General features: G+C 47.8%; 24 protein-coding genes. 3 read left to right on the top strand and 21 right to left on the bottom strand.

Translation table 11 applies throughout. The features are described from left to right. Positions 1-23: 23 nt before the first annotated feature. Both EZM41_RS06090 and EZM41_RS06085 read left to right on the top strand, forming a co-directional pair. Entirely contained in the window at positions 24-956 is a 933-nt protein-coding gene (locus tag EZM41_RS06090) for an ABC transporter ATP-binding protein (protein WP_232619129.1), read from the top strand. 2 nt (positions 957-958) lie between these two features. Beyond that, positions 959-1684 carry an ABC transporter permease gene (locus tag EZM41_RS06085; protein ID WP_198470238.1) on the top strand — a complete coding sequence of 242 codons (726 nt, stop codon included), beginning with the start codon at positions 959-961 and terminating at the stop codon, positions 1682-1684. A gap of 5 nt (positions 1685-1689) precedes the next feature. Here EZM41_RS06085 and EZM41_RS06080 read toward each other — a convergent pair whose 3' ends face one another. The 14 genes from EZM41_RS06080 to EZM41_RS06015 all read right to left on the bottom strand — a co-directional run bounded on the left by EZM41_RS06080 (position 1690) and on the right by EZM41_RS06015 (position 14389). Then, entirely contained in the window at positions 1690-1911 is a 222-nt protein-coding gene (locus tag EZM41_RS06080; protein ID WP_198470237.1) for a hypothetical protein, read from the bottom strand. Positions 1912-1914: 3 nt separating this feature from the next. Next, positions 1915-3099, bottom strand: a complete 1185-nt coding sequence (locus EZM41_RS06075) for an NAD(P)-dependent malic enzyme (protein WP_198470236.1) — start codon at positions 3097-3099, stop codon at positions 1915-1917. Positions 3100-3168: 69 nt separating this feature from the next. Then, positions 3169-4443: a TRAP transporter large permease gene (locus EZM41_RS06070; protein WP_198470235.1), complete on the bottom strand. Its 1275-nt coding sequence runs from the start codon at positions 4441-4443 to the stop codon at positions 3169-3171. A 13-nt stretch (positions 4444-4456) separates the two neighbouring features. Continuing rightward, positions 4457-4957, bottom strand: coding sequence for a TRAP transporter small permease (locus EZM41_RS06065; protein ID WP_198470234.1), 501 nt, complete (start codon positions 4955-4957; stop codon positions 4457-4459). Between the two features lie 65 nt (positions 4958-5022). After that, the gene (locus EZM41_RS06060) at positions 5023-6036 is read right to left on the bottom strand and encodes a TRAP transporter substrate-binding protein (RefSeq protein WP_198470233.1); all 1014 of its coding nucleotides are present in this window, start codon (positions 6034-6036) and stop codon (positions 5023-5025) included. Positions 6037-6073: 37 nt separating this feature from the next. Continuing rightward, on the bottom strand, positions 6074-7315 hold the full coding sequence (locus EZM41_RS06055) for a LeuA family protein (RefSeq protein WP_198470232.1): 1242 nt from the start codon (positions 7313-7315) through the stop codon (positions 6074-6076). A gap of 26 nt (positions 7316-7341) precedes the next feature. Then, positions 7342-8331: a C-terminal binding protein gene (locus tag EZM41_RS06050; RefSeq protein WP_198470231.1), complete on the bottom strand. Its 990-nt coding sequence runs from the start codon at positions 8329-8331 to the stop codon at positions 7342-7344. A gap of 24 nt (positions 8332-8355) precedes the next feature. Beyond that, positions 8356-9078 carry a FadR/GntR family transcriptional regulator gene (locus EZM41_RS06045; RefSeq protein ID WP_198470230.1) on the bottom strand — a complete coding sequence of 241 codons (723 nt, stop codon included), beginning with the start codon at positions 9076-9078 and terminating at the stop codon, positions 8356-8358. Between the two features lie 49 nt (positions 9079-9127). Continuing rightward, positions 9128-10126, bottom strand: coding sequence for a TRAP transporter substrate-binding protein (locus EZM41_RS06040; protein WP_198470229.1), 999 nt, complete (start codon positions 10124-10126; stop codon positions 9128-9130). 166 nt (positions 10127-10292) lie between these two features. Then, positions 10293-11048: an HpcH/HpaI aldolase family protein gene (locus EZM41_RS06035; RefSeq protein WP_198470228.1), complete on the bottom strand. Its 756-nt coding sequence runs from the start codon at positions 11046-11048 to the stop codon at positions 10293-10295. Positions 11049-11061: 13 nt separating this feature from the next. Next, complete coding sequence (locus EZM41_RS06030) at positions 11062-12342, bottom strand: TRAP transporter large permease subunit (RefSeq protein ID WP_198470227.1); 1281 nt, start codon at positions 12340-12342, stop codon at positions 11062-11064. Beyond that, positions 12339-12818: a TRAP transporter small permease gene (locus EZM41_RS06025; protein ID WP_198470226.1), complete on the bottom strand. Its 480-nt coding sequence runs from the start codon at positions 12816-12818 to the stop codon at positions 12339-12341. Before EZM41_RS06025 ends, EZM41_RS06030 begins: the two co-directional genes overlap by 4 nt. A gap of 309 nt (positions 12819-13127) precedes the next feature. Continuing rightward, complete coding sequence (locus EZM41_RS06020) at positions 13128-13874, bottom strand: SDR family NAD(P)-dependent oxidoreductase (protein WP_198470225.1); 747 nt, start codon at positions 13872-13874, stop codon at positions 13128-13130. A 5-nt stretch (positions 13875-13879) separates the two neighbouring features. Beyond that, positions 13880-14389, bottom strand: a complete 510-nt coding sequence (locus tag EZM41_RS06015) for a C-GCAxxG-C-C family protein (RefSeq protein WP_198470224.1) — start codon at positions 14387-14389, stop codon at positions 13880-13882. A gap of 224 nt (positions 14390-14613) precedes the next feature. On the opposite strand from EZM41_RS06015, the gene EZM41_RS06010 reads away from it, so the two are divergent. Continuing rightward, on the top strand, positions 14614-15681 hold the full coding sequence (locus EZM41_RS06010) for a C45 family autoproteolytic acyltransferase/hydolase (RefSeq protein WP_198470223.1): 1068 nt from the start codon (positions 14614-14616) through the stop codon (positions 15679-15681). A 91-nt stretch (positions 15682-15772) separates the two neighbouring features. Here the strand turns inward: EZM41_RS06010 and EZM41_RS06005 are convergent, their stop codons facing one another. The 7 genes from EZM41_RS06005 to EZM41_RS05975 all read right to left on the bottom strand — a co-directional run bounded on the left by EZM41_RS06005 (position 15773) and on the right by EZM41_RS05975 (position 21998). Next, entirely contained in the window at positions 15773-16897 is a 1125-nt protein-coding gene (locus tag EZM41_RS06005) for a sodium ion-translocating decarboxylase subunit beta (protein WP_198470222.1), read from the bottom strand. 11 nt (positions 16898-16908) lie between these two features. Then, entirely contained in the window at positions 16909-17346 is a 438-nt protein-coding gene (locus EZM41_RS06000) for a biotin/lipoyl-containing protein (RefSeq protein WP_198470221.1), read from the bottom strand. 68 nt (positions 17347-17414) lie between these two features. Further along, a complete protein-coding gene (locus tag EZM41_RS05995; protein ID WP_198470220.1) occupies positions 17415-17825 on the bottom strand; it encodes an OadG family protein in 411 nt (136 codons plus the stop codon). A gap of 14 nt (positions 17826-17839) precedes the next feature. Continuing rightward, positions 17840-19399, bottom strand: coding sequence for an acyl-CoA carboxylase subunit beta (locus EZM41_RS05990; RefSeq protein WP_198470219.1), 1560 nt, complete (start codon positions 19397-19399; stop codon positions 17840-17842). A 16-nt stretch (positions 19400-19415) separates the two neighbouring features. Next, a complete protein-coding gene (gene mce, locus EZM41_RS05985) occupies positions 19416-19823 on the bottom strand; it encodes a methylmalonyl-CoA epimerase (RefSeq protein WP_198470218.1) in 408 nt (135 codons plus the stop codon). A gap of 45 nt (positions 19824-19868) precedes the next feature. Continuing rightward, a complete protein-coding gene (locus EZM41_RS05980; RefSeq protein ID WP_198470217.1) occupies positions 19869-20285 on the bottom strand; it encodes a cobalamin B12-binding domain-containing protein in 417 nt (138 codons plus the stop codon). 30 nt (positions 20286-20315) lie between these two features. Then, entirely contained in the window at positions 20316-21998 is a 1683-nt protein-coding gene (locus EZM41_RS05975) for an acyl-CoA mutase large subunit family protein (RefSeq protein ID WP_198470216.1), read from the bottom strand. Positions 21999-22129 lie beyond the last annotated feature (131 nt).

Genomic DNA, 22129 nt, shown 5'->3' with positions numbered 1-22129 from the left:
CCACAGCTATTAAAGCCTCGGGGTTGGTTAAGCGATACGGCGACTTAGTCGCCGTTGACGGTATAAGCTTCGATGTAGAAAAAGGAGAGTCTTTTGGCTTTTTGGGCCCCAACGGGGCCGGCAAAACCACTACCATCCGCATGCTCACCGGGCTTTCCAAACCTACAGCGGGAAAAGCCGAGCTGTTAGGTCTCGAAGTTACATTGAACGCCGCCGGGGCCAAAGGGTTTACGGGAGTAGCGCCAGAAGTCTCAAACCTCTACGATGAGCTCACGGCCCTGGAAAACCTCATCTTTATGGGCAAACTCTATGGTGTAACGAGTAAGGATAGGCGTGAGCGAGCCGAGGCGCTGCTTGAGTTGTTCCGCTTGCAGGAAAAGAGAGATCATCCGTTTGGGACGCTCTCTCGAGGAATGAAGCGAGCTCTTACCATCGCTGCAGCCCTCATTCACAACCCAAAGATATTGTTTCTGGATGAACCCACTGTAGGATTGGATGCGATGGCGGCGCGCTCTTTGAGAAAGACTATCAGAGAGTTGCACGATCAAGGTATGACGATATTTTTGACCACCCATTACCTGGAAGAGGCGGACATCTTGTGCGACCGCGTCGCGATCATCGTGAAGGGGCGAATCGTCATGACAGGAAGGCCTGAGGAACTAAAGGAGATGGCCACTAAGGAACAAGCCGTCGAATTTACCGTATCCGGAGATGCTTTGACGCTCGTGGAGCCTCTGGCTGCGCTAACAGGAACTAAGCCTATGCTTATCAACTCAAGCACTTTGCGCTGCAGCGGCACTACGAATTGCCTTCTGCCTCACATCTGCCGAGCGGCGCAAGATGCTGGGGCAGAAATTGTGTCTATCAATACCGTAAAACCCACTCTCGAGGAGGCTTTCGTAAGGATAACCGGGCTTTCTCCAACTGTTATGGCTACGGAAAAGGGAGGGAAGTGACGATGCGCGATGACTTAAGGGGAATATGGTGCATTATCGAAAAAGACATGAAGACTTATTATTCCAAACCACCGGCCATCAGCTGGGGAATAGTATTCCCTATCACGTGGGTTCTGGCCTTCTATCTCAGGAACCCTGTGGATTTCGATGGGTTGGTCCCTGGACTCGTAGCCATGACCGCACTATTCAGCACTACCGCAGCTGAAGCGGTGGTGATAAATTTCGAGCTTCGCCTGGGGTCATTGGAGAGGCTTCTCCTCGCTCCTATCAGCATGATGGCAATTTTGTTGGGCAAAATTCTGGGCGGAGCCATATTCGGCCTCTTTATGAGCTCGGCAGTGGCAGTAATATGTGCCTTATCTTTAAACCTTCACGTGGATTGGACTATATTTTTCTCAATCCTCTTGCCAGCGCTGTTGGCATTTTCCGCCATGGGATCGCTCCTTTGTCTGATGGTTAGGGAGGTTTTTGAGGCTCAAAGCTTGCTTAATCTTCCTCGCTTTGTCATGGTATTTATAAGCGGCGTGGTATATCCCCTTGAAGCAATGCCGATGGCCTTGCAGCTTGTGGCTCATCTTTTGCCTCTCACCTACGCCATAAAAGGGTTTAGGGGAGCCTCAGGTCTCAGCCAAGGCGCCCCAATAGCCCTTCATGCTACGGTTCTAATGGCGTTCTTTCTGCTCTTTCTATTTCCAGCTGCCAAGCTGCTATCTAAAAAGTTCGAATAACCTTTCTATCCTCCACCGATAAAAGGGAGGAGTTTTATGCTATCGCCGGGCTGGATCACTTCGTCCATACCGAGCATCTTGCCGTTGCACACGGCCACACCGACGATGGCAGGGTCTACCCCGCCCATTTTTAGAAATTCGCGCAACACCAACGGCCGATCAATCGGAAGTTCTATCTTCTTTTCTTTGCCGTCGGCCAGCTCTGGCATTAAAATGAGCGTCGCCACACATTACCACCTGCACACGCCCTCAGCACGAGCTGCTTCTGCCACAGCCTTCGCTACAGCCGGAACGACGCGCTCGTCAAATGCCGAGGGAATAATGTAATCTGCCTGTAGTTCCCGTTCTGAAACAAGGCCGCTCAAGGCATTGGCAGCGGCCAGTTTCATGCCCTCAGTTATTTTCATAGCTCCCGCATCGAGGGCACCCCTGAAGATACCTGGAAAGCCGAGGCAGTTATTTATCTGGTTCGGAAAGTCGCTCCTCCCAGTAGCCATAACGGCAACTCCAGCCTCTTTAGCTTCATCAGGGAAAATCTCAGGCGTAGGGTTAGCCATGGCAAAAATTATGGCTCCCTTCTTCATGGACTTAGCCATATCCTTAGTTACCGCTCCAGCCACAGATACTCCGAGGAAGACATCTGCTCCTTTAAGAGCAGTCGCTAAGTCTCCAGAAAGCCCCTCAGGGTTGGTAATTTCGGCCAATTCCTTCTTCGCCCAATTTAGGTCTGTCCTATTTTGGCTTATAATTCCCTTGCTGTCGCAAACCACGACATTTTTAGCTCCAGCGCTCAAGCAGACCTTTGCGATGGCAGTACCGGCAGCGCCTGCTCCATTTATTACAATACGGACGCTGTCTATGGTTTTGCCGACCACTTTTAAGGCGTTTTGGAGACCTCCCAATACTATAACGGCAGTGCCATGTTGATCATCGTGAAAAACGGGAATGTCGAGGGACTCTTGAAGTTTCCTCTCGATTTCAAAGCAGCGAGGAGCGGCAATGTCTTCCAGATTTATGCCGCCGAACGTCGGAGATATGAGGCGCACTGTCTCTACAATCTTTTCCACGTCCTTTGTCGCAACCAATATGGGAAAGGCGTCTACATTTGCGAATTTTTTGAAAAGGTTGCACTTTCCCTCCATCACAGGAAGTGATGCGAGCGCTCCGATATCGCCCAAGCCCAACACAGCGCTGCCGTCGCTCACGACGGCTACCAAGTTCCAGCGGCTGGTGACTTCCCATACTTTAGAAGGATCGTCGTGTATCTGCCTACACGGTTCAGCCACGCCAGGCGTATATGCTAAAGCAAGGTCTGCGGCATCCTTCAAGGGAACCTTATACCCTACTTCTATTTTTCCCCGATGAGCCTTGTGCAATTCAAGGGCCTTCTGGTAAACATCACTGCGTTCTGCCATTGCTACTACCACCCTCCGAAAGGTTATATTTGCGGCATCCACCTCACCGCCCCGTGTTATAATTTTAGCTTACATGAGTAGGTTTGGCAAAAACGTAGTTATTATCGGCACGTAAGCCAAGATAAGAAGTCCTACTATCAAAACAATAAGGAAGGGAAACACTTTTTTAGTGATGTCTCCCATAGTAATGTTAGCTATGCTGCAGGAAGCAAAGAGAGAAATCCCAACGGGAGGCGTGGCCATACCAATGGCAAGCGAAATAACGGTTACAACGCCAAATTGCACCAAATCTATACCAACTTGCTCCGCAATCGGCGCAAACACTGGGACAATAAGAAGTATTATCGCAGCTGTTTCCATAAATGTCCCTAATATCAAATATATAACAAGCATCAAAAAATAGATGACGTATTTATTTGTCGAGAATGACAGAATGCTATTCGATACGATTGTAGGCACTTGTTCTACCGTCATAAGCCAGCCAAAGGGATTAGCAGCAGCTATAAGCAACATTATCATGGCTGAGTTGAGCGACGCTTTGTAGAATATTGGGATCAAATCTTTGAGCGTAAGTTCGCGATATACGAAGAAACCGACAATTAGTCCATAGACAACCGCTATGGCCGATGATTCTGTTGGCGTAAAGACTCCGCTCATTATGCCCCCCAGTATTATAATAGGCATCATCAATCCCCATGATGCGTCGGCAAATGTCCTAAGGCGCTCCTTCCAGCTGTGACGTTCCTCCGTAGGGTACCCAAGTTTACCCGACATATAACGGTTCATAAAAAGGAGCAATGCGGAGAGAAAACACCCTGGAACGATCCCGCCTATAAGGAGTTTTCCTACCGAGACATTGGCCGTAACGCCAAAAATGACCATGGTGATGCTTGGCGGTATAATTACGCCGAGGCATGCAGCTGCAGCAACAACAGCCGCTGCATAACTGCGCTCGTATCCGCGTTTTTCCATTTCTGGGATGGTAAGGTTTCCTATGGCAGCGGCGGTAGCAGGAGTGGATCCGGATATAGCAGCAAAGAAAGTGCATCCCAATATAGAGACTGCGGCCAACCCGCCTCGCACATGTCCCACCAGAGTGCTAGCCAATTCCACAATACGCCTCGACACGCCGCCCCGTTCCATAATAGCTCCTGCGAGCATGAAAAAGGGTATGGCCAAAAGGGGAAAGGAATTGGCACCAGCCACCATGCGCATGGGGATCAATGTAAGCGGAAGGTTACCGGAAAAAATCATAGCAAAAAGGGCAGCGATAGCCAGTGCAAACCCTATCGGCACATTGATCGCAAAACATATAACTAACGTAGTCAACAAAATAGCAAGCATTGAAAAATCACCCCTATAGCCGGTTGTCGCTGCTGTCTACGCTAAAACTTTTTAGCGATTTTAAAACCTCCTGGCTTCCATAAACCAATATCAAGATGCCCATAGCTGGGATAGAGGCATAAACATAACTCATTGGCAAGCCCAGAGCAGGCGACGGCTGTCTTGAAGTCATAACGATTACTTTCCAGCCATAATAAATCATACAAGAACCAAAAAACATGACTATCCCTTGAACTAATATCCTTAAAATTTCTTGCATGCCCTTAGGGAGCAACCTCACCAGTGCATCGATACCTATATGTATTCCTTCTTTGATTCCTATAGCAGCAGCTACAAAAGTACACCATACGAATAGAAACCGTACTAACTCTTCACTCCACGATGGGGCTCTATTGAATGCATACCGCATTATCACCTGATAAAATGTAAGACCGGCAATTACCATCATCAAAATGGCTAAAAACCATTTTACCCCTGTATTAAACCACGCATACACGCTTCGCCTCTCAACCATGTCGACCCCCCCACATAAAACAGAGAGGAAGAGACCTCGCTCTTCCTCTCTGTTCGACACAAAAGTTATTTTGCGCTCATAGCTTGCTCTACCAGCGCTTTACCGCGCGCTTCGTCACCCTCGCCAATCACCTTATAGAACTTGGGGTACACCTTCTCGACAGAGACCTTTGCAAACCCGTCCTTCTCTACTTCGTTTATTTCCATGCCCAGATCTTTTAAGACGCCCAACATGCGTGTCTCGTATTTCGCAAACTCTTCACGTTGAATTTCACAGGCGGCCTTAGCGCATTCGGCTATAATCTGCTGTTGTTCTGGAGTAAGCTTCTGCCAAAGCATCTCTGAAACGATATATTGCCTCGGATAGTAAAAATGGCCGCTCAAAGACAGGTATTTTTGCACCTCGTAAAACTTTTGGCTGTAGATCAGATTTAACGGGTTCTCTTGACCATCTACTACACCCTGTTGTAGAGCCGTATAAACCTCGCCAAAGGCCATAGGAATAGCAGAAGCGCCGAAAGCGTTTATGGTGTCTATCATGATTTCGCTTTCCATAACGCGAATCTTTAAGCCCTTCATGTCGTCAATCGTCTTTATGGGGCGTTTGCTGTTGGTGAAATAGCGAAAACCACCATCGTTGTATGCCAGGTGGCGTATGCCTACACTCAAATATTTCTGCTGAACCTGCTGCCCCACAGGCCCATCAAGCACCTTGTGCGCATGATCGAGGTCAAGGAAGAGAAACGGCAGATCCCATATGGAGGCAGCCGGCACAAAGCGCCCCATGGGGCCATTTTCCACGTCGCCCATCTCGATGGCTCCCATTTGCACGCCTTCAACTATAGTCCTCGCGTCGCCGAGCTGTGCAGCTGGGTAGATCTGAACGTCAAATGCGCCACCAGACTTTTCTTCGACCATTTTCTCAAAGGCATAACACGCCACATTTTGGGGATCTTCCATTATAGTGTTTCCATTGTGAGCGAACTTAATAACCATGGGCTTGCTGGCAGCAAAAGCCTGGGGCGCCATAAAAATCAACGCACACAAAACAACCACTAAATATTTAGAAATCTTACTCATCCTCTACACCTCCAATGTTATGTTGTAACCAGAAGCTTTAGCCACTTATCACTTTCTCTGCTATTTCTCTAAACTCTTCTATTGTGAGCAAGCCCCCCTTCGACAAGGACTTTTCTTTCACAGCGTTGACGATTTCAAGTTTTTGCTCTTCGTTGGCAGTGAGGCCTAACTTGTCAAGATAAATCTCAATGTTGGGAACGCCGCTCATCTTGCCGATGACCACTTCTGTTTCAGGGTGACCTACGAGAGGATAAAGGTATGGCGCAAGCTCGAGAGGGGCAATATCTTTCGCATTCTTATACCAGGCTGCCACTATGCCAGACTCTATCTGATTAATGCGATCGCCCACGATGCCCTCATTGGGCCTCACGGTGAAGTCGGAGATCTCCCTGAGGAATTTAGAGAGGGGATACATCTTTTCATATTTTAATCCTGTATCAACACCATACATACAGAGGAGTGAAAGGGCAACCATCTCGTAAGGAGCATTGCCGGCTCGTTCTCCTATACCGGAAATCGAGGTATGAGCTATATCTGCTCCTGCCGCCATGGCCATGATGGTGTTCGCCGCACCGAGACCGAAGTCATCATGAAAATGAACGCCAATGGGCTTATCGCTGATACGCTCTTTTACTTTTTTGAGGAGATACGGTACTGCGTGAGGATTTAATGCGCCAAGCGTATCCACAACGGTAAGTTCATCCATGTGTCCTTCTTTGGCAACGCGCTCGATTAGGTTGAGATAATCATTCATGTCTGCCCTGGAGCCATCGATCGTGAAGAAAGAAACGTATAGACCATTCTCATGAGCATATTTGGTGGCTTCTATCGATAGATCTATAGCCTTCTCCGTCGTCCACCCGTAAGCATTTTTAATCAAATGATCACTTGAAGGTATTTCGAGGACTACGTTCTTCACGCCACAATCGATGGAGCGCTTTACGTCATCCTTCATGCACCTGGCAAAGGCAAAAATCTCAGGTCCCAAGTTGCGCTTTACAATCTCGGTTATGGCTTCTGCGTCCTGCTTCGATACGGCAGGCATCCCAGCCTCTATGCGGTGAATTCCTACTTCCGCCAACTTCTCCGCTAAGGCTATCTTTTGATCCTTATTAAAAACGAGGCCCGCCTGTTGTTCGCCGTCGCGCAAGGAAACGTCATGGAACTTTATATTCTTAGAAAAGACCATGTCCTTTCGCACTTCGGGCACAAAATTCCAAGGGCTGGTAAACCACTTGTCCGTTTTCCATGCTATCTTCGTGTCGATAAACTTAGTCATCTTAACTCCTCCTTTATTGGTTTGTTCTACGCTGTGCCTAAATCTTCCATCATTTTTTTATTGACCCAGTACTTGGGCCTACCATCTTTTAAGGTGCGCACCACCTCCTGTGCCGCTTTTCTTCTGAGTTCCGGCTCGCTTTCCTCGGAGTAAAACGCGGCATGAGGCGTTAATATTATGTTGTCCAGCTCTGCCAAAGGGAAAGGGTAAGCGGGCGGTTCGTTCTCGAGCACATCGAGCCCTGCGCCGGCAATTATGCCTTCCTTTAATGCTATATACACGTCGCCTTCGCTCACCAGCGGACCGCGGGAAGTGTTCACGATAAATGCTGTGCGCTTCATCTTTTTCAGGTTCTGTAAGTTTATTATGTGTTTCGTCTCCTCGGTAAGCGGAGCGTGAATGGAGAGAAAATCGACAGACGCAAGAAATTCGTCAAAATCATGGAATCTCTTCACGCCCAATTTGTCAAAAACTTCCTGGGGCATATATGGGTCATAGGAACAAACGTCCATGCCGAAAGCTTTGGCCCTCTCTGCCACGCGCTGACCGATGCTGCCCAAACCGAAAAGGCCAAAAAGCTTACCCCGAAGTCGCGGTATCGGTTTAGCCTCGTTCACGTCCCAAGAACCGCTTTTTACACGATTGTTGAGAAAGGCAACCTTGCGCACACCGCTCAAAAAGAGGGCCATAGCATGGTCCGCCACTTCGTCTTGGCAATAATCTGGAACATTGGCTACCATAATTCCTTTGCGGCTTGCCGCCTCGAGATCTATGTTATTAAACCCTATACCGGTACGCACCATCACCTTGCACTTGGTGAGGCTATTTACAACCTCGGCAGTTATTGGGGCATAAACGACGATCATGGCATCGCAATCCTTGCCTTCACGCGCCAACGTCTTCGGATCCGATCCACTTGCCAGGGTCAACTCGGCTCCTATAGTCGCAAGCTCCGCACGTTCTATCTCCATATCCGGAAATATCGTGTCCGTCATCAGCACCTTGTAATTAGACAAATACTATCCCTCCTTCTAAGGGGTTCACACCCTTATGTCTTCCGATAATTCGGCCTTGTAAACCTCTGCTATGGCCTCTTCCACATTGGTCAGGTGGTCTAACATGGCATCGCTCGCTTCGCGCGCGTTTCCGGAGAGGATCGCCTTCATTATCTTTTCATGAAATGCGGTGGCCACCTGTACTTGGTTCGGGCGTTTTATGACATCCAAGTTGACCTCCAAGAGGAGGTCGCGTATGGCGTTTAACATTTCTACGAGCACAGAATTTTGGGCGGCTTCGGCTATGGCGCGGTGGAAGGCGAAATCTGCCATGAGAAAATCCCTTTCTTCTCCGGCTTCTTGATGACGCAACGTCTCCTCAAAGGCTTCGGTTATCGTCTCTCTATCTTCTGCCGTAGCCCTTTCCGCAGCCAGGCGTACTATCTCTGCTTCTACGAGTTTTCTGGCCTCGATCAGTTCCATCACGGAAAACTGCTTGAGCAAATAGGCCAGCTTGAAGTGATCGGAGAGGAGCGATAGGTTTTCGCACAGGTGAGCGCCATCTTGCCTTATTTCCAATATGCCCATATATTGCAGGGCGCGCATGGCCTCACGCAGCGAAGATCTGCTCACCCCCAGCATTTCGGCCAGCTGCCTCTCTGGAGGGAGTTTCTGCCCTGCTTCCAACTCCCCTTTGAGAAGCTTCTCCTGGATCTGCTCTACGATGATTTGCGAAATCGTGCTCTTTTGAATCTTTGAAAATGTCATAAAACGATCTAACTCCTTATTTGAATCGTATTGAGCTATATCAGCTTGGTTACTTGCCCGCGGCAGTAGCGAGATCTACAAGTTCTGAACCATTCTTTTGCACGAAACCCTGCCACACCGGCTGTACGGCAGCGGTAAAGGCTTCCTTGTCAACTTCGTTTATTTGCATACCAAGCCCTTTAAGCTTCTCAACAAGCATAGTATCAGACTCGCCATTTAACTTACGCTCATAATCTCTCGCTTCATGAGCAGCAGCTTGTATAATTTTTTTCACGTCACCAGGATAACGTTCCCACATTTTAGGGTTAATAATAAACACACCTGCATTGTATATATGGCCAGATAAAGAGAGATATTTTTGAACTTCATAGAAACGAGATGATTCTATGACAGCAAGCGGGTTTTCTTGCCCGTCAACTACACCTTGTTGAAGTGCGGTAAAAAGCTCAGGAAACGCAATAGGTATTGCACTTGCCCCTAACGTCTTAAACATTTCAATCCTTATTGGAGACTCTGCGCTTCTGAACTTTATGCCTTTCATATCGTATGGAACCACAATAGGTCTTACATTATTGGTAAAATGTCTAAACCCGTTTTCCCAATAAGAAAGCACTTTTACGCCAACTGGTTCTAAAACGTCAGAAGCAAGTTTCTCTCCAAAAGCTCCGTCTAATGCCTTGTGTGCCATTTCATAGTCTCTAAACAAGAAGGGAAGCTCTTCAACCGCAGCCTTGGGGTTCATGCCGGTCCAGATAGATATACCCATAATAACTGCTGCATCAAGAGTGCCCGCCATTACCTGCTGGAGTTCTTCTGTATCGCCCCCCAGAACACCGCTGTGATATGTATCCACTCTTACTGCGCCAGATGTTCTTTCTTCAACTAACTTCTTAAATAACTCCAATCCTTTTTGCGCAGGGTGTGTAGGTGCAAATATATGAGCCACCTTAAGCACAAAATTTTTATTAGCACCATAGGCAGCACTAGAAACCATAGGTACAACTAATATCATCACTAAAACTACCAGACGCTTCCATTTGCTAATCATTACAAATCCTCCTTTTATTTTAATGATCTGTTACGCAATCTTAAAAACTTATTATGCTACAAGTATCCACTTTTAACACTCACCTCTTTTTATAATGCAAAGCAATTTTTATTAACACTAATATCAAGCTTGTAACCAATATTTGAAGTTATTAAATAATCAACTTTTAGTTCATTAAGCTTGCCTTAAGCTTTGAACAAGTTTCGGCAAATAGCATTGTATCGACGCTGTATACCACATAATTGACACCAACTTCAAACCATCTCTTTGCTTCTTGTAGTTCGGTACAAAATACTCCAATACACACGTTTCGTTCCTTACCTTTGTTTATCATATCAATTAATGCATTAGTAACTGCATGGTGATGAATTTGACCAGGAAAACCAAGGGAATGAGATAGATCCACGGGACCCAACAAAATGGCATCTAAGCCTTTTATATTTGATATTGCATCAAATGATTCAATTGCTGATTTTCCCTCAAGCAAGAGAATAACACTGGTAGTTTCATTTGCTTTTTTATAAAACACTTCTCCTCCTATTCCATATCTATTGGCTCTCACGCAGGGACAGGCTCCCCTCACCCCAAGAGGAGCGTACCTTGCATATCCTATAGCAGCCTCCGCATCAGACACAGAAGATATACCAGGAACTACAACACCCGAAACGCCGGTATCCAGTGCCTTACAGACGGACACCGGCGATTTTTCGGCCACCCTTATTGTGCTAACAATCCCAGCAGCATCTGCAGCTTGGGCTAAAACTCTGCTCGTAGAATAATCTATTGGGCTGTGCTCCATATCTATGATGATAAAGTCAAAACCCGTATAGCCCACAATTTCCACAAATTCACTGGAAGTGGATTGAATAAACATCCCTAAAAACCTATGATTACTGTGTGCCAACTCTTTAAATGAAATCATCGCACCTTCCTCCTCATTTACCCAATGCATTAACTAAAAATAAAGAAACTTGGGGTATCAAAACCACTATCAAAAGAGCGATAGACATCGTAACAACTACATATATAATATCAGGAAACGTATCTTCTACTGATATGTCAAGGATTTTGCACGATGTAAACAGACAAACAGCCAAAGGTGGTGTTGCTCCACCAATAGCCAAGTTTAAGATCATCGCAATACCAAAATGGATGGGGCTGAAACCTAAATTTGTAACTACTGGTAACAAAATAGGAGCTGTTAATATTATTGTAGAATTAGTTTCCATAAATGTACCTAAAAATAGTAATAATATCATTATTAATAAATATATCACTACTGGGTTACTTGATAATGACAATAAAGCTTTAGCAAAAACCTCAGGCACATTTTGTGTTGCCATTATCCAACCAAACGGAGCAGCTGTTGCCATAATGAACAATATTATTGCACTCATTTCCGCACTTTTTGCACATATTGCATATATATCACTCAGTTTTAACTCTCTATAAATAAAAGCTGCAAGAAAAAACGCATAAAACACAGCTATAGCAGCTGCTTCTGTTGGAGTAAATATACCTGATAATACTCCACCTAATATAATAATGGGCATAAAGAGTGGCAAAAGTGCATCCACAAAAACCACAAAATGCTCACCTAGGGTAAGATTATTTCCACCAATATTCCTGTAACCTCTTTTAATTCCTAAAACAACATCCAAACCGATAAGAAAGCCAACTGTTAACAAGCCTGGTATAATTCCGGCTAAGAACAAGTCTCCTATAGACACGGTACACGCTGTTCCATATACGACCATCGAAATACTTGGAGGGATGACTATACCCAATGCACCTGCCCCGGCCAACAAAGAAGCGGTAAAACTTTTGTGGTATCCATTTTTAACCATCTCTGGTCCCATTATGCTTCCTATAGCCGCAGTAGTAGCCACTCCAGAACCAGAGATAGCCCCAAAAAACGCACAACCACCTGCTGCAGCCGCTCCCAGCCCACCAGGCACACGTCCCAAAATCATATTGGCAAGCTTCATTAGTCTAGGTGTAGCTCCATATGCCATAATTTCCCCTGACAAAATAAACAAAGGTAGAGCCATAAGGGGAAATGAATTAACCCCTTCGACCATACGCTGAGATATTATCGTCAACGGAGGAAATCCGCTAATTAGAAGAAATATCATTGAGCTTATACCTATCGCAAATCCTATAGGAATACCTATAACTAAAGCTACAACTAAAGTGGTAAACAGAGCTAATATCACAATTGTTCACCACCTGCATTTGCTTCTTTGCAATTCACTTTAAAATACAATCTAATTAACAAGTATAAGATCATTATAAAACCAGATACCGGCAAAGATATGTATACTAAGCCCATTGGAATCCTTAAGCCAGTACTCAGGTTTTTCATTGTGATATTTACGATAGGCCAGCTATAAAATATCACACATACTATAAAAAACAAGCACACAAGATCTTGTGCAATTTCTACGTACTTTTTAATTGTTTTTGGCAACAAGTTAACAAAGAAGTTTATATTGGTATGAGAATTGTGAGCTATTGCGATAGCAGCACCCAAAAAGGCTATCCACACCATTGAGAATCTTGCAAGCTCTTCTGCCCAGAAAAAGCTTATACCAAAAACATATCTACTCACTACTTGCGCAAACGTGACTATAGCCATTTCTATAAATAGAATCACACACATGCAATTGAGGATTTTCTCAAACACCTTCATCGGCGCACCTCGCATATGTTCGAGTTGTTTTGGCTGGATGGTCTGACCATGTGATAACTATACTATATGAGTTCAGGGAGGTATTGTCAAGTTTGACTATTGTTGACTTTTTGAGGAATCTGAAGCATGTAAATTGAGATAAAAAGGTGGGAGAGAAGAAGAAATCGGCCCTCCCACCCGCCGCAAAATTCTTCTGCCTCGCTAATACACGAAATCGTGACGTTTCTTAAAAAGACCGCGTCTAGTTAGACACCGCGTCAGACACGCCACCAAACGCACCAAAACAACCACTTTCAGATATCATAACTCTTAACCGATGAAGGCTCCGCCGTTAACTGCTATAACTTCGCCCGTGATCCATCCGGCCTCATCTGACGACAAAAACAATGCCGCGTTGGCAATATCGCGCGGGTTCCCCTCGCGCTTGAAGGGAATTGTCGATTTTAATTTTTCTACCGTCTCTTTGGGCCAATTGCGTTCAAATATTGGAGTGGCGATGGGTCCTGGAGCTATGGCATTCACGTTGATTCCATATGGCGCTACCTGAAGGGCGAGGGTCCTCGTAATGCCGATTATGCCACTCTTCGACGCCGAATAGTCAACACCTACCGGCCTTGCGGTTTGACCGCAGATGGACGACATATTGACGATCTTTCCATACTCTCGAGCGATCATGTGGTCTATCACGGCTTTACAACAAAGAAATGTCCCTGTTAAGTTAAGCCTTAGCAATTGATTCCAATCATCTAAAGTGATGTCTTGAATCCTGGCGCCGCGCCCCGTTCCAGCGTTGTTTACCAAAATGTCAACCTGCCCGAGTTCGCTTATGGCCTTATCGACCATAGAGTAAACCTGCTTTTCGTCTCCAACGTCAACCGATACAGCCACAGCCTTTACGCCTTGCGCCTTTAACTCATCAGCAAGATTTGAAGCTTTATGATAGTTTACGTCTGCGAGCACTAAAGATGCGCCCTCACGCGCAAAGACACGTCCGATTTCGCTACCGAAGCCACCGGCAGCCCCTGTAACGATTGCAACTTTGCCTTCTAACCGCATCTGGCTCAATCTCCCTTCAGCAAGCCTTCGTCTGCCAATATCTCAGCAACCCACTTGACTGTATTGGCACAAACCGAGGGGCACTTATCTTCATGACCACCGGCTGCGAGGAATTCTTTATAATCCTCTTTATCTCGGAGATCAAACGGTCTGCCCATTAATTTCGTTTGTATATCGCGGCAGATTGTACTTCCGTATTCACCTTTGAAGCGATCTACAAGCTTAGCCACTAATCTAAACGTCTTACGTCTCTCTCCGCCGGGATCGGCAAAGTTGTCGAAGTCCCGACCAATAAATGTGCTTATGACCATCACGCCACCGGTCAAAGCGCCACAGGCGCTTCCGGTTAAACCAATTCCGCCCGCCAAGCCAGTCGCAGCCTTAAAGACGTCGTTGCTTATTGTCCCCAAAACAGTCTTATAAGCACCAACGACGCACTGACTGCAACCTCCATATTGCCTTTCGTACTGATACGCCAGCTCCTGCATTTTGTCAATCAACTCACTAAGGTTCATTGCTCTCCTCCTTTGGATTCTTCGATGGCTCAATACTAATTTTGAACACTTGCCAAGCCACACTCAAGCCATGTCTTTAATTCTGTTAGTGCATCTCGCCTTCCTCCTAATCGTTTAAGCTCCCATTTGTAGTATATTAACCCTTACAAGGCAAATACGAAACGCGCAAGGATCGTTTTTGTGCTTTCGGCTTTTAACGTAAAGATGGAAAGGGAGGAGACCAGATGGCGAAAGGGTATGAGCGCATCGTTATATCGGGAGGAGCCTTCGAGCGAGGAGAGAAATACGGAGCAGCAGCTAAAGATAAGATCGAAATCGGCATTCGAAACTACAGCCGTATGTTTGAGGCGTTTTCCGGGATGGGATGGAACGAGGCGCGCAAACTCTCCGAGGTCTTTTTGCCCGACATTGAAGAGTACGCACCTGAAGTCCTATTAGAGATGAAAGGTATAGCAGCTGGGTCGGGAGCCGATTTTAAAGATATCCTCACATTGAATGCGCGCAGCGAGATTGCTTTGGATGCTGATGGCTGCACAAGTTTAGGCGTAACGCCACGACTTACCAAGGACAACAAGGCTTACGTGGCCCAAAATTGGGACTGGATCGCCCCTCAAAGAGATGCGCTCGTTCTACTTGAGATAGCTCAGCCTCCTGCTCCTTCGCTTTTAGTTTTGGCCGAAGCCGGCATGGTCAGCGGTAAGGGCTTAAACTCAGCCGGTTTGGGTGTGTGCCATAATGCCTTATCCACCGGAAAGAGGAGAGTGGGCGTGCCCATATTCGTCATCCTAAGAAAAGTCTTAAACGCGCCCACCCTTGGCGACGCGGTGGAAGCCGTGGCACAAGCGAAGCGGGCCAGTTCGGCCAACTTCTTGGTGGGCACTGCAGATGGGGAGATAATCGATATAGAATTCGCCCCTGAGGACTTCGACGTGCTCTATGCCGATGAAGGGTATATCGCTCATACTAATCACTTCACCTCTTTGCGATTGGTGAGAGTGCACGATCATGGCAAGGTTATTCTGCCTGATACGTTTCACAGGTTGGGGCGCATAAAGCGACTCATCCGAGAGCACAGCGGTCGTATCGATATAGAAACGATGAGCACATTCTTACGAGATCATACCAATGCGCCTGACTCGATATGCCGCCATGAAGATCCTCGCGACCCGGAAGGAAAGAGGCTTTCGTCTGTTTACTCTCTGATCATAGACATGACGGAGCGCACGCTGTGGATTACACACTCTAACCCCTGTGAGGGCAATTATTTCCCGGAAAGCCTGCCAGAAGGATAGAAAGCAACAATATAAGGACGGCGACAATACAGAAAAGCGCGGAAATTGCCGCCGTCCTTATATTTAGTTTCTTCGCGCCAAAAATTCTGCGCTATGTTGAAAGCAGCGTGAGCATCGTACCCGCAGCAACAGCAGTGCCGATGACTCCGGCTACATTCGGCCCCATAGCGTGCATAAGCAGGAAGTTGGAAGGATATTCCCTCTGACACATTCGCTGAACGACGCGTGCTGCCATGGGAACAGCCGATACACCGGCGGCTCCTATCATTGGGTTTATTTTACCGCCCGAAAGCACCTTCATAATCTGGCCGAAAACAACACCACCGGCGGTGCTGAAGATGAATGCCACCAGGCCAAGCGCTATGATCTTTATAGTAGCAGGGGTTAAAAAGTGCGGCGCATCCATGGTGGCTCCAACGCTCAATCCCAAAAATATCGTAGTAGCATTTAATATCTCGTTCTGAGCCGCATGGCTGAGTCGTTCCGTCACTCCGCACTCTCTAAGTAAATTGCCGAACATTAGCACGCCGAGCAGCGGCACCGCACTGGGAAGAATGAGCCCCGTGACCACAGTGGATACTATAGGAAATATCACCCGTTCAAGCTTGCTAACAGGGCGAAGTTGCTCCATTTTTATGCCTCTATCGGCCTTGGTTGTAAGTGCCCGTATAACGGGTGGCTGTATAAGCGGCACAAGGGACATATAGCTGTAAGCCGCTACTGCTACAGCCCCCAAAATCTGCGGTGCCAACTTCACCGTGAGATAGATCGCAGTGGGACCATCAGCACCACCTATTATGGCGATGGAGGCAGCTTCCTTGACCGAAAACCCCAAGAGTAGGGCTCCAAATATGGCTACAAACACGCCGAGTTGGGCCGCGGCTCCCAAAAGGAAGGTAATGGGATTAGCCAAGAGGGGGCCAAAGTCTGTTAGGGCACCTATGCCCATAAAAATGATGATCGGATAGATCTCATGTTCGATACCATACGATACATAGCGCAGGAAACCGCCCTCGTCAATGATACCGCTTAAGGGTAAGTTGACCAAGATACATCCGGTGGCTATAGGCACAAGGAGGAGGGGTTCAAACCCCTTGACGATAGCGAGATATAGCAGGACAAAAGCCACGATGAGCATCACAATGTTGCCTCCGGTAAGGCCCATAAGGCCAGACTGGCCAAAAATACCTTTTAGAGCCGTAAAATAGAGATCCATCTCGTTCCCCCCTAAGCGATAATCACGAGTGTATCGCCGGTGTTGACAGAGTCACCCGCTTTCACGCGAACCTCTTTAACGGTTCCAGACGCGGGGGAGAGAATCTCGTTCTCCATCTTCATCGCTTCTAAAACTAAAAGCAATTCGCCGGATTTAACGGCTGACCCGGGCTGCACAGAAACTTTGAGGATCTTGCCCGGCATGGGAGCAGATACAGTTGTGGCACCGGCGGGAGCCGGGGTTGATGGTGCTGGAGATGGGGCAGGCGCCGGGACAACCGGTGCAGGCGATGCGGGCTGAGTCTGAGCCACTGGCGCCGAAGCAACCGGTGCAGGCGGAGCATAAGCCTGCGTCGGTTGAGAGGCCACTCGCACACTTCCTTCGCCAAGTTCTTCCACTTCTACTTCGTATATCTTGCCATTGACTACGACACGGAATCTTTTGGGCATATAAATTTCTCCTCCTACTATTACTATATTGATCGGTTCTTGAACGGCAACTTAACTTTCAGGCACCTTCAATCTTCAAAGCCTTCCATTTGCTCCACACGCGCCGCCGCTTTCCAAAGGTTGAATTTAGCCATAACCGCTGGAGTGACGGACACTCTCGGTGCCCACGCGCTCGCCGAAGCCGCAACGGCCGCCGCAATTACGGCAACCAACTCTTCTCCTGCAGCGTCTTCTTCCCGCGATGCAAGCATTGGAGGTTGCTGAGCCGGAACAGACGGAGGTGGGGTTTGAGGCACAGATGCAGACACTGAACCTATGTCGCCGCGACTTACATCTTTTTTGGAAACAGATAGGAATCTAACACAGTAAATAACGAGCGTGAGCCCTATGAGCACGATGAACACAGTGCTAAAAGCGATTACGGAAAGCAGGAATGCCCCTGAGATGCCTGCTTCAAAATGAGAAACCAAGTCCGCCATCTAAAAGAGCCTCCTCAATTGGGGATTATACCGTGCTTGCGCTTAGGTCGCTGCTCGCGCTTTCCTTCGTTCAAGAGCAGCGCCTGATAGACGGCCCCCCTCGTCTCTTCTGGCAGTATCACGCGATCTACAAAACCACGAGACGCCGCAATGTAAGGGTTGGCAAAGGCCTCTCTGTATTCCTCTATCTTTTGCTTTAAGGCTGCTTCTTTGTCCTCGGCTTCTTCTATTTCCTTGCGAAAGATGATGTTAGCTGCCCCCTCTGCCCCCATAACCGCTATTTCAGCCTGAGGCCAGGCCAAGACTACATCAGCTCCAAGATCTTTGCTGCACATACCTAAATATGCGCCACCATAGGCCTTCCTGAGGATCACTGTTATCTTCGGCACCGTAGCCTCTGAATAGGCATAGAGCATCTTGGCGCCATGGCGGATTATACCGCCGTATTCCTGCGCTGTGCCAGGGAGATACCCCGGGACATCCACAAAAGTTACCACAGGGATGTTAAAGGCATCACAAAAACGAATGAAACGACTCGCCTTATCTGAGGCATCGATATCCAAGCATCCCGCAAGGTGAGCAGCCTGGTTAGCGATTATGCCTATAACTTTTCCGCCCAACCGCGCGAAACCAGTGACCATGTTTCTGGCATAAAGAGGCTGAACCTCGAAGAAGTTGCCTGAATCAACTACGCGAGCAATAACGTCGTGAATGCGATAACCCTTGTTCGGGTTAGTGGGGACGATTTCGCGTAATGATATATCTCCTCGATAGGGGTCATCGCCAGTATCGATTATGGGCGGCTCTTCCACGTTGTTGTTCGGAAGATACGAAAGGAGAGTACGAACTTGTGTAAAGCATTCATCCTCATTTGAGGCAAAGAAGTGGGCGACGCCTGAGGTCTGGTTGTGAGTCAGCGCTCCTCCTATCTGCTCAGATGTCACATCTTCACCCGTTACGGCCTTTATAACCGCAGGGCCGGTGATGTGCATAATGCCAATCTTGTCAATCATAAACACGAAGTCCGTAAGCGCAGGGCTATATACCGCTCCACCTGCACAAGGACCGGCTATGACCGAAAGCTGAGGAACCACTCCGCTCGCTTTTACGTTGCGGAAAAATATCCCACCGTAGCCGGAAAGAGCATCCACCCCCTCTTGAATGCGGGCACCACCTGAGTCGTTGATGCCGATTATAGGGGCGCCATTCTGCAAGGCCAAGTCCTGTACCTTCCAGATCTTCTTGGCGTGCATCTCGCCGAGCGAACCGCCCATCACGGTAAAATCTTGACTATAGACGTAAACCAATCGCCCGCCGACGGTGCCAAATCCCGTGATCACGCCATCGCCCAAATACTTCTTCTTGTCGAGGTCAAAGAGCGTGCAGCGATGTTCGACGAACTCATCGATCTCCACAAAACTCCCAGGGTCTAAAAGCTTCTCAATTCGCTCCCTGGCGGTGAGCTTGCCCTTCTCGTGTTGCTTCTCTATAGCCTTGCTCCCGCCGCCCTGTTTTACTGTCTCCCTCTTCTTCAAGAGGTCTTCGCACAGGACATCTATGCCTTTTTCAGGCATAACCCCAACCCCCTTTTTAACGTTTGCGCTCTGAAAGTTCCAACAGCACGCCGTTTGCGGCTTTTGGATGAATGAAAGTGATCCTTGCCCCGCCAGCTCCATAACGAGGCTTTTCGTCAGTCAGGCGAACCCCGTTGGCTTTGAGCTCTCTTATAGCCTCTTCTATATTTTCAACGCGTATAGCTATATGATGGAGACCTTCTCCTCGCTTTTCCAGAAACTGCGTCACTGGGCTATCGTTTGAGATCCCTTCGAGCAATTCTATCTCCGTGTCGCCCAAGGGAAGAAAGGCCGTCACAACCTTCTGATCAGGCACCTCTTCCCTTCCCGTGCACTTGATGCCGAGCACTCCCTCCCATAGCTTTAATGTCTCATCGATACTTTTAACCGCTATTCCAATATGATCAACGCATATAGGCTTCAAAGAATTCACCTCCGCTTGACACACAAGAGTTCAGCTTTTAATAATTTACACCTCGGCAAAGCGCCTTGACTCTACAGCTCCCTTTAGCCATTCTATAATATCCTTGGTGGATGTTCCAGGGCCGAACACTGCCTTGACGCCCATATTAAGCAGAATTGGTATATCCTCTTCTGGGATAACGCCACCACCAAAAACGATGATATCGGCTGCGTTCTTTTCTTTTAACAACTCGATCACTCTTCTAAAATAGTACTCATGAGCACCAGAGAGGATCGAGAGCCCGATGGCGTCGGCGTCCTCTTGTATGGCGGTTTCAACGATCTGCTCGGGCGATTGTCTCAAGCCCGTGTAGATGACCTCCATGCCAGCATCGCGCAGCGCACGAGCCACCACCTTAGCTCCTCTGTCGTGTCCGTCCAAACCTGGCTTCGCTATTATAACCCTTATCTTGCGGCCTTCCATGGATTATCCCCTCCCACTCATTTGACGGCATCACAAGACGACGTTCTCGCGATATTCGCCGAACTCTTCGCGAAGGACGCCACATATTTCACCTTCAGTGGCATAGGCCTTAACAGCGTCTAATATCCGAGGCACAAGATTCATGGAGCTGTCCCTCGCGGCCTCTCGAAGCAGCTCGAGAGTCTCCTTGACGCGCAGGTTATCGCGCCTTGCGCGGAGAGCCTTAAGTCTTTTTATCTGCTCTTCTGCAACTTTAGGATCGACCCTGAGGATCTCGGGACGCTCGCCCTCCTCGGCAATCTGGAATTTGTTGACCCCCACAACTATTTGTTCGCCTTCTTCCACAGCCCTCTGGTAAGAATATGCGGCATCCTGGATTTGCTGCTGCACGTAGCCCTTCTCTATAGCCACTACCATGCCGCCCAAGTCGTCGATCTTCTTGATATATTCTTGGGCTTGACGCTCTATCTCATTCGTGAGCCACTCTATATAATAGCTTCCTGCTAAAGGATCGACAGTGTTGGTAACTCCTGACTCATAGCCAATTATCTGTTGAGTCCTGAGGGCTATGCGGACGCTCCTTTCCGTAGGCAAGGCCAGCGCCTCATCGAAACTGTTGGTGTGAAGCGATTGAGTGCCGCCGAGCACAGCTGCCATGGCCTGGAGAGCCACGCGCACTATGTTGTTTTCAGGCTGTTGAGCCGTCAGAGTGCAACCTGCCGTTTGCGTATGGAAACGGAGCATTTGAGCGCGCTCATTGCTAACTCCAAAGCGGTCTTTCATGATCTTCGCCCACAGACGGCGGGCCGCACGGAACTTGGCTACCTCTTCTAAAAAGTCGTTATGAGAGTTGAAGAAAAACGACAGACGCTCACCGAAGACGTTAGGATCGAGGCCTGCCTTTACGGCCGCATCTACATAGGCTATACCATCAGCCAAAGTAAAGGCTACCTCTTGAACGGCAGTGGAGCCAGCTTCACGGATATGATAACCAGAGATGGAAATGGTATTCCACTTCGGCACGTATTCGCTACAAAACGCAAAGGTATCCACGACAAGGCGCATGGATGGTGCAGGCGGGAATATGTAAGTGCCCCTTGCAATATACTCTTTCAGTATATCATTTTGAATTGTCCCCGAGAGCTGCTCTGCCGAAACCCCTTGCTTTTCACCTACAGCTATATACATCGCCAGGAGTATTGCCGCAGGGGCATTTATAGTCATAGAGGTAGAGACTTTATCCAAAGGTATGCCTTCGAAGAGGTGTTCCATATCCTCCAGGCTATCTATGGCAACGCCCACTTTGCCCACTTCTCCTTGGGCTAACGGGAAGTCTGAATCATATCCGATCTGAGTCGGCAGGTCAAAGGCCACGGAAAGGCCCGTTTGTCCTTGTTCCAAGAGGTAGCGATAACGTTTGTTTGATTCCTCGGCGGTCCCAAACCCCGCATATTGGCGCATCGTCCAAAGCCGACCGCGGTATAGAGTAGGTTGGACCCCCCTAGTAAACGGGTATTCTCCGGGAAAGTTCAGGTCCCTCAGATAATCCATATCTTTGATGTGTTCGGGCGTATATGCCCTATCTACTGGAATGCCGCTTATCGTGGTAAAGGTTCCTTTTCTTTCGGGATGTCGAGCGATGGTTTTTTTAATGACTTCATCATATTGCGCTCTCGCCTCTGCAATGCGCTTTAACTCGTTATCTTTAAACAATGTGCTCGCCTCCTTACCCTACGCTGCAAGTATACAATACAGAAGAAATATTGAAAGGCTTACCCCAAATATTTAATCGTTCAACAACGATAGCGTTTTTATTATCAGCCTACCTTTAAAAAAAGGCAAGT

Source organism: Acetomicrobium sp. S15 = DSM 107314 (genome assembly GCF_016125955.1).
GTDB classification, from domain to species: domain Bacteria; phylum Synergistota; class Synergistia; order Synergistales; family Thermosynergistaceae; genus Thermosynergistes; species Thermosynergistes pyruvativorans.
This window is presented reverse-complemented; position numbering and strand designations above follow the sequence as displayed.

Coding starts and splice junctions, on each gene's coding strand:
- EZM41_RS06005 (WP_198470222.1), bottom strand. CDS start 16,897: ATGGATCTCTATTTTACGGCTCTAAAAGGTATTTTTGGCCAGTCTGGC.
- EZM41_RS06065 (WP_198470234.1), bottom strand. CDS start 4,957: ATGGTTGAGAGGCGAAGCGTGTATGCGTGGTTTAATACAGGGGTAAAA.
- EZM41_RS06085 (WP_198470238.1), top strand. CDS start 959: ATGCGCGATGACTTAAGGGGAATATGGTGCATTATCGAAAAAGACATG.
- EZM41_RS05980 (WP_198470217.1), bottom strand. CDS start 20,285: ATGGAAGGCCGCAAGATAAGGGTTATAATAGCGAAGCCAGGTTTGGAC.
- EZM41_RS06075 (WP_198470236.1), bottom strand. CDS start 3,099: ATGGCAGAACGCAGTGATGTTTACCAGAAGGCCCTTGAATTGCACAAG.
- EZM41_RS05990 (WP_198470219.1), bottom strand. CDS start 19,399: ATGCCTGAAAAAGGCATAGATGTCCTGTGCGAAGACCTCTTGAAGAAG.
- EZM41_RS06035 (WP_198470228.1), bottom strand. CDS start 11,048: ATGATTTCATTTAAAGAGTTGGCACACAGTAATCATAGGTTTTTAGGG.
- EZM41_RS06000 (WP_198470221.1), bottom strand. CDS start 17,346: ATGCCCAAAAGATTCCGTGTCGTAGTCAATGGCAAGATATACGAAGTA.
- EZM41_RS06060 (WP_198470233.1), bottom strand. CDS start 6,036: ATGAGTAAGATTTCTAAATATTTAGTGGTTGTTTTGTGTGCGTTGATT.
- EZM41_RS06040 (WP_198470229.1), bottom strand. CDS start 10,126: ATGATTAGCAAATGGAAGCGTCTGGTAGTTTTAGTGATGATATTAGTT.
- EZM41_RS06020 (WP_198470225.1), bottom strand. CDS start 13,874: ATGCGGTTAGAAGGCAAAGTTGCAATCGTTACAGGGGCTGCCGGTGGC.
- EZM41_RS06070 (WP_198470235.1), bottom strand. CDS start 4,443: ATGCTTGCTATTTTGTTGACTACGTTAGTTATATGTTTTGCGATCAAT.
- EZM41_RS06045 (WP_198470230.1), bottom strand. CDS start 9,078: ATGACATTTTCAAAGATTCAAAAGAGCACGATTTCGCAAATCATCGTA.
- EZM41_RS06010 (WP_198470223.1), top strand. CDS start 14,614: ATGGCGAAAGGGTATGAGCGCATCGTTATATCGGGAGGAGCCTTCGAG.
- EZM41_RS06015 (WP_198470224.1), bottom strand. CDS start 14,389: ATGAACCTTAGTGAGTTGATTGACAAAATGCAGGAGCTGGCGTATCAG.
- EZM41_RS06025 (WP_198470226.1), bottom strand. CDS start 12,818: ATGAAGGTGTTTGAGAAAATCCTCAATTGCATGTGTGTGATTCTATTT.
- EZM41_RS05995 (WP_198470220.1), bottom strand. CDS start 17,825: ATGGCGGACTTGGTTTCTCATTTTGAAGCAGGCATCTCAGGGGCATTC.
- EZM41_RS06055 (WP_198470232.1), bottom strand. CDS start 7,315: ATGACTAAGTTTATCGACACGAAGATAGCATGGAAAACGGACAAGTGG.